The sequence below is a fragment of the Mesorhizobium sp. 01N446 genome, from assembly GCF_056399285.1.
In genome coordinates this window covers 1-8246 of sequence record NZ_JBFTRA010000022.1, presented here as the reverse complement: position 1 = coordinate 8246, position 8246 = coordinate 1, and the positions used below count along the sequence as shown (strand labels likewise).

The window sequence follows — 8246 nt, the reverse complement described above, 5'->3', positions numbered from 1 at the left end:
ACTCAACGGCGTCGACCCGTACGCCTACCTTGCCGACGTCATCACCCGCATCGTCGCAGGCCATCCGCAAAGCCAGCTCGACGACCTGCTGCCCTGGGCCTATGCCACCGCGCCACTCAAGGCCGTGGCCTGAGAACAGCGGTTACGCTGGTCTAGCGCCACTCTCCGCCTCAATGCAACCCCCGCCACAACTTCGTGCGAGCGCTTGCGATCGTTCTCAAATCAGAAAGGGAACCGGCCAAATCGGCTTTCGCAGCGCGTTCGCAGCCTCCAGCGGCGATCATACCCAACTGGTTTTGACGCCTATTTCGAATGCTGGGCACCGGCCCGGCGAATGCTGCTGGTCAGTGGAACTAGACGGGGAGGAACGCGATGTCCTCGATGCGCCACAAGTCTCCCCAATCTGCGGCAAAGGCATCAAGATCTTCTATCGCTGTCTTCTGCCCGTTCCTGCCGATCAGGAAACCGCGATAGCCCAAGGCGAGTATCCACCGGATGAACTCGATACCGTCGATACCAGAGACGCGCCTAATCATCTCCATCGAAAGTTCAATGGTGATGATCGGCTTGTATTCGCGGATAAGCTGTTCGCCGCCCTTGAGGGCAAGGTATTCAGCTCCTTCTACGTCAGCTTTGATGACGTCGATCTTTTCAAAGATGAGGTCGTCTAACCTCATGGCGGGCACTACGATGCAATTGGGGTTCGAAAGCGTCTCGACGCGAGTCGGCAGTAAGCCGCCATTGCTACCGATGTGAGGGGTGAAGAACAGGGCGCCAGCTTCGTCTGACAAAGCGAGCGGGAATAGTTTCACATCGAAGCCGTTTTCCGCCGCACTCATGAGGATCAGGCGACAGTTTTCGGTGTTGGGCTCGAATGCAAAAACCTTCGCACCTTGCGATGCCGCCAGCATAGAGAAGATGCCGACATTGGCGCCTATGTCGACAACCGTCATGCCCTTGCCGACATGTTCCTTCAGGAACGCCACCATATGCGGTTCGTATGCGCCGTGGTTGATGACGGCGGCAGAGACGGCATAGTCGGAGCGATCGAGCCATAGCTTGACACCCTCTAGTTCAGCGCAGGCGAGTTCGCTCTTGGCGAAGCGCACGGAAACGGAAGTTGGGTATGTCTGCCGGTCAAAGACGGAGATGAGCGAGCGCAGGCCCGATAAGGTCATGTCGGGCTTCACGAAATCAAGCTTCTGCCTCGCGCTGGGGTCGGGTTCGTTTCCATAGGCGAGGCGAAACAGATTGGCGGCAGAGTCGGCCATCTTCGGCGGTTCCTGTTTGGGTGCAGGTGAGGCTTGGGTGCAGTCTGCGGCCCTGATCCGCGTCGCATTTTCCGCCAAGGCCAATCGTTTCGGGTCAACCGGGAAGACCTTGCGCATGGCAACGCGCAGCCGAAATGGCAAAGTGTTGCGTGCAATTTCTCGAAGCATGATCAGTCCTCAGTTTGGCTTCCGCAGAGCGTTCAATACAAGCTCGGCTTCGTGCCTATCGCCACCTGACAGAACTTCCCACCGACCATCAACAAGTTTCAGCACGCCGCCATCTGCAGTTTGTATCTCGCCTGCTCTGCTGATCACGTTGGCGCGGAACTCTTCACTGTGCTTCGCCCACGACGCAGCAAGGATCACTAGGTCTCTTCGGTCTGACATGGCGAGACCATAGCCAATCATCACCTGAAAGGACAACACCATGGCTGTTTCCCGTGAAAAGGAATCGCTTGCCCGCGTGCTTGCGCATGAGGGCGGTTATTCGAACTATCCGTCGGACCGCGGCGGCCCGACGATGAAAGGCGTTACCCAGCGTGTCTATGACTGCTACCGGAAGGGCAAGGGCCTTGCCACCCGTTCGGTGGAAAGCATCACCACCGACGAGCTCGACGCCATCTATGACCGGCAGTATTGGGACGCGGTTCGGGGTGACGATCTGCCGGCAGGCGTCGATTACGTGGTGTTCGACGGCGCGGTGAACTCTGGCCCCGGCCGCTCGATCATGTGGCTTCGGCAGGCACTGCGGCCTGTCTACACTGGCCCCATAGACGGCGTTCTCGGGATGGGGACGCTGGCCGCTCTGAAGGCCGACGAGAACAACGACGCGCTGATCGATCGCATTTGCAACGCCCGCATGGCGTTCCTAAAGCACCTCGGCACATTCGGAACCTTCGGCAAGGGCTGGACGGCTCGCGTTCGGGAGGTTCGCGCGATCGGCCAAGCATGGGCAACCGGTCAGGTGCCACAGGGGGCCAACTTCGTCGACGGCGGCCAAGCGAAAGCCTTTGTCGATGATGCCAACGCCGCACCGTCGACCGCGCCGGCGGACTTGGCAACTGGCGCCGGCACCGGTGGCCTCGGTCTGTCCGGTTACCTCTATGATCTGCAGAACCAGCTGTCGCCGATGTCCTACACCGGCGAGTGGATCGGCAAGGTGGTCGTGGTCGTGGCACTCGCAAGCGCGGTGCTGGCGATCGGCGGGCTCGGCTATCGCTGGTACGCCAACCGCAAGGCGAAGCACCTCGCGGCCGCCTTGGGAACGGCTCCGGCATGAGCTTCCTCATCGCCCTTCTTGTCGGGCGGCTCGGCGTCTCGCGCCTAGCCGCCGGCGTCATCGTGTGGGCGGTCATCGCCTTGGTAGCCTCGGGCACGACGCTCGGGGTTTACGAGTTCATCAAGCACAAGGGCGCCGACGAGATTCGCGCCAAGACTGAGAAGGGAAATCAGGATGCGTTACGCAAGGGGATCGGGGCTCGCATGTCTCTTGACGAGTGCATTGACGCTGGCGGCGTGTACGACTTCGGGCGTCAGCGGTGTACCGCCGCTACGCTCGGCCCTCGGTAGCAGCCTTCCCGGTGCACAGGGCAAGACGGTAGCCGATCAGAACAGGATCGACCGAACCGTAGCGCCAGGCTGCGCGGTGAAGCTCTACACCCGCGCGGAATGCGATCTGCACACCAAGGCCAGCGCGGCGCGCCGAGCCCAGTTGAAAGGGTAGGCACGGATGACCGCTAGCCTCAACCAGATTTACAAGGCCATAGGCTCGCTTGAAGCCTCCGTCGCGAACCTCGTCAAGGCGATCGAGGAATCGGACCGGCGGGCATCAGACAGCAATCAACGTGCTGACCAGCATCGCGCCGTGATTCACAAGCGTGTCGATGACTTGGTCGGCGAAGTCGGCGACATCAAGAGCAGCGTCGAGACGATGAAGGAAGATGTCGCCGACAGCAAAGTGGTCACCGACGAGGTGAAGCAGTGGAAGCAGCGCGGCGTCGGCGCGTTGTTCGTGGCCGGTATAGCCGGCACCGCGCTCGGCGGGGTGGCCGTTGGCTATATCGTCTACTGGTGGGACGCGATCCTGAAGGTCCTGCGCAGCGCCTGATCGCGCTATCATTTCCAGTCGCCCCACCGGCTTAGGCCGGTGGGGTCCATTTTTGCGTTGAAGCTACCCTTACAGGGCGAGCCATTCGTCAGAATTTAGTCACCTCCAAAAAGGGGATGCTGAGAGCCGCACACAGGCTGCGCATCGACGACGAGTGGGTACCTGTGTCGTTGGAGACAAGATGGCAAGGCGGCTTCGATCCGTTTTGGGCGCAGTGAACCAGGGCAATTACGGGCACCTTTTCGTTGGCGGCAGCATTCAGGCGGTGGCCCGATGTCATGTAAATCTCGTTCAGCGCGCCAGCGGCGATGTAAATGTCCGAATCCAGTTCGACAATCTCTATGGCCGACGCTTTTATTTCGTCAGCCAAGTCCTTATCAAACCCGCGTACCTGGTCGAATACTTCCTTAGTTACAGCAATGCGTTCTTGTTTCGCTCTCTCAAAAAGCGATGCTTTGAGGTTGCCGCCCGCATCRCTGTAAAAAAGGCAAGCCTCCAAATCCATCACGAACTTGATACCGCTATAGGTCATGCTCTTATTGACCTAGACGGCCAACGGCGCGCGAAGCAATTTGCTTTATTGTGCTGGGTTTTAGATTTGTCAGCCGAAATGCATCAAATTGCGAAATTGCGCGTTTGTCGACCGCAGCAATAAGCATGTTAGGTAGAAGGTATCCGAATCTAGCGATTTGCGAACTTATTCCGCCTCCACCGCTGGATTCCTCGCCTTCATCCTCGTCGTCGATCGTCGGAATTTTGGAGGGGAGCGTCGCCGACCATGCCGCGTAGAAATCCTTGTTCAAGCCGAGGTCAGAGACGCGCAGCGCGCTTGCCTGCTTGCTTGCACCAAAACGCCGGGAAAGAATGTCGACCGCAGTCCTCGGATCGCGTGACGCGACGCGGCTATATGCCTGCGAAAACTGATCTTGAGGCATCATGACCGACGCCGTCACCGAGTTGCAGAACCTTTCGACTTCGTTGTTAATTATGGCGGGGTCCGAGACACCGGTCTTGCCCAGAAGGACGTGGACGACTTCGTGCATTAGAGTGAACAGCTTCGTGGCGGGACGCTGACCACTTGTATTCACGAAGATGATCGGAAACTCGCCAGGCGGGGCGTAGCAAAATCCACGAAACGGGTCGGCGACCCGGTCACAGAGCACGATGACGCCCTCCCGTTCGAGCGAAACGCGAGTCTCGCGGAACGTCAGCGTTGGATCCACCGACCCGTCGGCGCGTCGGATCGGGACGTAAAGCGACTGCAACAGCTTCTGCGCTGCCACATGCTGATTCACAGTGATACTGTGTGTGTTTGCGAATTTGTTCCAATCATCGAACGCGTCATCCGCCAGGTAGGTCACGATAGAACGGGCGCGCGCTATGCGCGCCAGTCCCGCCGATGTTAGGATCGCCGGTCTATTATTAGTGGTGCGAAAATCAGGCATGCTCGCATCGATCGACACCTCCGCAGCGAACAAGAACTGAACGGGCACAGCCAACGCGGAAGCGAGTGCAAACGCTACCCGCTTGGTGACGTCAGTGGGATTCGTTTCAATCTCAGCCAGCGCGTCGGGCGTGATATTCGCCTCCCTGGCCACGGCTTCAATTGACAATTGCCGTGCACGACGGATGGTTTTAACTGTTGAAGGTCGTGGGGTAAGTTTCAATGACATCTCAATCGCTCGCAGCAGAGTGTTTTCGTCTCAACGAGTTTTCCGGATTGTTGCAACTCGCGTTCGGAATAAATCTGGCATCGTCGATTTTTAAGGAGCTGGCAATCGTTCCTCGAGCACCACTTGCTCGCCAAGTCGCGGCAATCGAAACGCTGATCGGAGCCAGAAAGGTCCGAGACCCCTCGTCAGCAAACAGCCTTCGGGCCCGTTTGGAATCGGCGAAAAGAGAGATCGTCATTAACGACGATAGCCTAGCCACTTGGGTTGAATCTTGCGCGGCAGTCACATTTTTGTTCGCGCTCGGAGCGCTATATTGGTCGTTTTATGCCGCTGTGGACCAATCTTGCATGGGCAAACCACTTGCCCTCTTTACAACCATTATACATTTCATTCCCCTCCCACTCGCTATTCTGATCATGTATATCAGAGGGCACTTTGTCTATAAAGACGTGTGGGAAAAGATCGATTTGCTCAAGAAAGACTCCATCGCGTAACACTTGGGTCCCTAGAAAATCTCCCGATTGCTCGCCTTCCACGTCCCAATTTCGGCGCAGCGCGGGCCTTTTTTGCGCTCTAGAATGCTTTGATGCTCGGCGCAGGCGGCTTTAAGGTCGCCTGAACCTGGAGTTTCGCGACTGTCGCTACGATGCCGGCTGCGATCGCCTCGGCCTCGCCCATCAACTTGGGACCGTAGGCCCATTGACCATCTCTTCGCACAATGCTCTTCCACCGTCTCCCTGATCAGCCGCAAGGCGGCGCGTCCTTCGGGATCGCTCTTCATGCTCGACCGAATACGGCGCCGCGGCAAAAGTTCCGGAACTATTTTAGCTTATCTGGCGAGTGTTGCGGGCGAGGGCCTTCACCCGTCTCGGGTCATCTGGCAAACACGCGAGTGGTATCACTCAACGTGCAAAATGAACCGTGAGGCAAACAGCATTTTACCGACGCGCCTTTCGCCAGCCGGCGGCACGCGCCTCTTCTTCGGTGCAAAACCACCGCTCACCATACTGGGGGCTGATCTTCGTCTCCCAGTAATGTTCCTGGCCGGGCACGTGGTAAATCCGCTCCCCGGTGTTGATAGAAATGTTGCCTTTGATGCTGCAGCCGCTGGCGAGCAGAGATGACGGATCGGGAACGTCTATGCTGCCAAGCCATTCGGCCGGAATGAGCTTCGCGACAGTCTCGAGGCTGCTCGGGCTTGCCGTGAGAACAGCCGCAAGAGGAACCATCACCAGTGCGAACAGGTATTGGGGTCGCCACCAACTCCGCCGACGGCTCCGCGCGTTCTTACGCCACGTGTAGGCCCGGCCCGCGCCTTTGTGATGGTCGGCTTCGCTCAACGGTGCCCTCTGTCCTCTACCAAGGCCGCCCTAGTCACATTAGGTGGCAATCCGAATTCCTGATCGATCCCTCTTCGTATTCCACGTTCATGCCACCGAACCCGTTCCGTGCCCGATATTCCATGACCACCCGATGCCGGTCGTCGCCATCCACCGGACCGATCCGAGTTTCAACATGTTCGAATGACCCCGGGTCTCGAAGCTTAGCTTTGACCCGAGCAACCAGATCCCGGTTTGACCCATCCCAGGCAGAAAGGCAGTGGAATCCCTTTCGGTGCTCCTCGGCCGCTTCAGCAGAGCTCTCGCTTGACGATCCGCTGCCACCGCCGCACGCTTTCACACCAAGAAACAGCACGATGGCTAGGCCAATAACCGTTCCACAACCCGCCGGCTGTGCCGCGTTTGCTCCTGAACTCATTGATACTCCGTCTCGTGGCCGGTACGACCGCCTGGCTTCGCCTCAGCAGCTCGCTCGCCGCACGTCCTACCCGCGCTGTCAGTTTGTGTTCGTAGGTCGCAGGGGTGTTGGTCGCTGGCGCCGACATTCACCACGATGCCGGGCTGTGGGGCGGGCGCCAGGGTCGTCCCCCGATATCGTTGGACGACACCCACTATCCGCTGCCCATCGCTCTCAATGTGCGTATTCTGGCTATTCGGATTGAACGGGTCGACGGTCTGGGCGAGGCTGTTCGCCCGGTTGGCGTCGCCGGCGGCGAGCGTGACGGTATCGTAATGGTTAAGGTAGTCCGCGCCGCACCCGCTGACTGCGAGCATGGCGCCCTGACAAATCATCATTCCGGGACGGGCAATTTGGAACATCAGACCGGCGCCGGGTTGACACCGGCCGCCCTAAGCCGAGCGCCAAGCTTCGCGCGAGTGCCACATGCGGCCTTGTCGCCAGCGACGCATTTGTTGTTCGCGTCCGACCAGTCAAGCAGCGCCGTGTTGATCCAACTGCCAGGTGCGCGCTGTATCCCGTAGGGTGTCGGCGGCGTACCAGCGGCTACGGCTGAGGCAGCCGCGGCGCTTTGGCCGTGCGGCGCGCGCTTCCATCCACTCAGGATGAGGCAGTTCTTCATGTATTGATCTTCGGCGGCTAGGTTGCCAAGTGCATTGCCGATTCCGGCCCCCGCAACGAAGCCTGGCGATCCGATAGCAATATAGCCTTGATCAACCGAACCTTTTTGCATTTCGCACTGAGCATGGGCGACGTCGAAACTTGGCCCGTAGCCTATTTGCATGTAGTCGGCTTGATTGCTTGTTTGGCACCCGCACAGCGGTGCAATGGCAACTAGTGCCATTAGCATATTTCTGTTCATATCCCCAGCCCTCCCAAGGCGTAAAATCAGCATCTCCTAAAGTTATTATTTGCGCAAGGGATGACCGTTGTTCTGGTAAATTTCAGCGGAATCGACCAGAAATCTATGTGCTTTGCCAAATCAAAGGACATACGGGGTTATTCGCGACGCGTTTGAAGGCCGTCGTGTCCTCCGCCGATATGACGAGCATCGAGTAAGTGGCCGCTGAGGTGACACGCTGGAAGCTGATGGGGCTTGGCGCCCTCGGTGTCACCTGTATGGCGGCGGCGCCCTGACGTCGCTCGCTACGGCTTATTGGGGCGATATCTGGCGCTTGTGCGCGGCGGGGGAAGAGTAATCCTTCGGTTCTAGTCGGCGCTATATCCCGAGGGTTAATGCAACAAACAGAGCCGGCGCGAAGGCAAGGCCGATTGCCATGATAACGACGACCACGATGCCAAGTCTCTCCGTTCGTCTGACACGGTCCTCAATGTTGTCGTCCTCCGTTAAAAGGATGAGGTCGAGCGCGGACGAGATATCGGGAGCAGGGGTATTGG

General features: G+C 58.5%; 13 protein-coding genes. 6 read left to right on the top strand and 7 right to left on the bottom strand.

The window, feature by feature from the left end:
• Positions 1–133 (top strand): transposase domain-containing protein (locus AC1DPX_RS34965; protein WP_477238855.1); only part of this gene is annotated, 133 nt, incomplete at its 5' end.
• Positions 134–353: 220 nt separating this feature from the next.
• On the opposite strand, the gene AC1DPX_RS34960 is transcribed toward AC1DPX_RS34965, so the two are convergent.
• Positions 354–1439: an FkbM family methyltransferase gene (locus AC1DPX_RS34960; RefSeq protein WP_477242560.1), complete on the bottom strand. Its 1086-nt coding sequence runs from the start codon at positions 1437–1439 to the stop codon at positions 354–356.
• Between the two features lie 9 nt (positions 1440–1448).
• Positions 1449–1700 carry a hypothetical protein gene (locus AC1DPX_RS34955; RefSeq protein ID WP_477242558.1) on the bottom strand — a complete coding sequence of 84 codons (252 nt, stop codon included), beginning with the start codon at positions 1698–1700 and terminating at the stop codon, positions 1449–1451.
• Here AC1DPX_RS34955 and AC1DPX_RS34950 point away from each other — a divergent pair.
• The 3 genes from AC1DPX_RS34950 to AC1DPX_RS34940 all read left to right on the top strand — a co-directional run bounded on the left by AC1DPX_RS34950 (position 1699) and on the right by AC1DPX_RS34940 (position 3378).
• Complete coding sequence (locus AC1DPX_RS34950) at positions 1699–2550, top strand: glycoside hydrolase family 108 protein (RefSeq protein WP_477242556.1); 852 nt, start codon at positions 1699–1701, stop codon at positions 2548–2550. The genes AC1DPX_RS34955 and AC1DPX_RS34950 overlap by 2 nt on opposite strands.
• The gene (locus AC1DPX_RS34945; protein ID WP_477242554.1) at positions 2547–2840 is read left to right on the top strand and encodes a hypothetical protein; all 294 of its coding nucleotides are present in this window, start codon (positions 2547–2549) and stop codon (positions 2838–2840) included. The genes AC1DPX_RS34950 and AC1DPX_RS34945 overlap by 4 nt, the downstream gene beginning before the upstream one ends.
• Before the next feature lie 160 nt (positions 2841–3000).
• Positions 3001–3378, top strand: a complete 378-nt coding sequence (locus AC1DPX_RS34940; RefSeq protein WP_477242552.1) for a DUF1515 family protein — start codon at positions 3001–3003, stop codon at positions 3376–3378.
• 88 nt (positions 3379–3466) lie between these two features.
• On the opposite strand, the gene AC1DPX_RS34935 is transcribed toward AC1DPX_RS34940, so the two are convergent.
• Both AC1DPX_RS34935 and AC1DPX_RS34930 read right to left on the bottom strand, forming a co-directional pair.
• Positions 3467–3910 (bottom strand): hypothetical protein, encoded by a 444-nt coding sequence (locus AC1DPX_RS34935; RefSeq protein ID WP_477242550.1) that lies wholly within the window; start codon positions 3908–3910, stop codon positions 3467–3469.
• 4 nt (positions 3911–3914) lie between these two features.
• Complete coding sequence (locus AC1DPX_RS34930) at positions 3915–5051, bottom strand: helix-turn-helix domain-containing protein (protein ID WP_477242548.1); 1137 nt, start codon at positions 5049–5051, stop codon at positions 3915–3917.
• On the opposite strand from AC1DPX_RS34930, the gene AC1DPX_RS34925 reads away from it, so the two are divergent.
• Positions 5045–5545 (top strand): hypothetical protein, encoded by a 501-nt coding sequence (locus AC1DPX_RS34925; protein ID WP_477242546.1) that lies wholly within the window; start codon positions 5045–5047, stop codon positions 5543–5545. The genes AC1DPX_RS34930 and AC1DPX_RS34925 overlap by 7 nt on opposite strands.
• A 444-nt stretch (positions 5546–5989) precedes the next feature.
• Here the strand turns inward: AC1DPX_RS34925 and AC1DPX_RS34920 are convergent, their stop codons facing one another.
• From AC1DPX_RS34920 to AC1DPX_RS34910, 3 genes are all read right to left on the bottom strand, one after another.
• Complete coding sequence (locus tag AC1DPX_RS34920; protein WP_477242544.1) at positions 5990–6391, bottom strand: sunset domain-containing protein; 402 nt, start codon at positions 6389–6391, stop codon at positions 5990–5992.
• Positions 6392–6805: 414 nt separating this feature from the next.
• Positions 6806–7210, bottom strand: coding sequence for a hypothetical protein (locus tag AC1DPX_RS34915; RefSeq protein ID WP_477242542.1), 405 nt, complete (start codon positions 7208–7210; stop codon positions 6806–6808).
• Complete coding sequence (locus AC1DPX_RS34910; RefSeq protein ID WP_477242540.1) at positions 7210–7710, bottom strand: hypothetical protein; 501 nt, start codon at positions 7708–7710, stop codon at positions 7210–7212. The genes AC1DPX_RS34915 and AC1DPX_RS34910 overlap by 1 nt, the downstream gene beginning before the upstream one ends.
• A gap of 227 nt (positions 7711–7937) precedes the next feature.
• On the opposite strand from AC1DPX_RS34910, the gene AC1DPX_RS34905 reads away from it, so the two are divergent.
• A complete protein-coding gene (locus AC1DPX_RS34905) occupies positions 7938–7985 on the top strand; it encodes a hypothetical protein (RefSeq protein WP_477242562.1) in 48 nt (15 codons plus the stop codon).
• Positions 7986–8246: the final 261 nt, after the last annotated feature.

What these genes read in the sequence shown, in the direction of transcription:
- AC1DPX_RS34955 (WP_477242558.1), bottom strand. Translation starts at nt 1,700, where the DNA reads ATGGTGTTGTCCTTTCAGGTGATGATTGGCTATGGTCTCGCCATGTCA.
- AC1DPX_RS34925 (WP_477242546.1), top strand. Translation starts at nt 5,045, where the DNA reads ATGACATCTCAATCGCTCGCAGCAGAGTGTTTTCGTCTCAACGAGTTT.
- AC1DPX_RS34915 (WP_477242542.1), bottom strand. Translation starts at nt 7,210, where the DNA reads ATGTTCCAAATTGCCCGTCCCGGAATGATGATTTGTCAGGGCGCCATG.
- AC1DPX_RS34930 (WP_477242548.1), bottom strand. Translation starts at nt 5,051, where the DNA reads ATGTCATTGAAACTTACCCCACGACCTTCAACAGTTAAAACCATCCGT.
- AC1DPX_RS34940 (WP_477242552.1), top strand. Translation starts at nt 3,001, where the DNA reads ATGACCGCTAGCCTCAACCAGATTTACAAGGCCATAGGCTCGCTTGAA.
- AC1DPX_RS34950 (WP_477242556.1), top strand. Translation starts at nt 1,699, where the DNA reads ATGGCTGTTTCCCGTGAAAAGGAATCGCTTGCCCGCGTGCTTGCGCAT.
- AC1DPX_RS34945 (WP_477242554.1), top strand. Translation starts at nt 2,547, where the DNA reads ATGAGCTTCCTCATCGCCCTTCTTGTCGGGCGGCTCGGCGTCTCGCGC.
- AC1DPX_RS34960 (WP_477242560.1), bottom strand. Translation starts at nt 1,439, where the DNA reads ATGCTTCGAGAAATTGCACGCAACACTTTGCCATTTCGGCTGCGCGTT.
- AC1DPX_RS34910 (WP_477242540.1), bottom strand. Translation starts at nt 7,710, where the DNA reads ATGAACAGAAATATGCTAATGGCACTAGTTGCCATTGCACCGCTGTGC.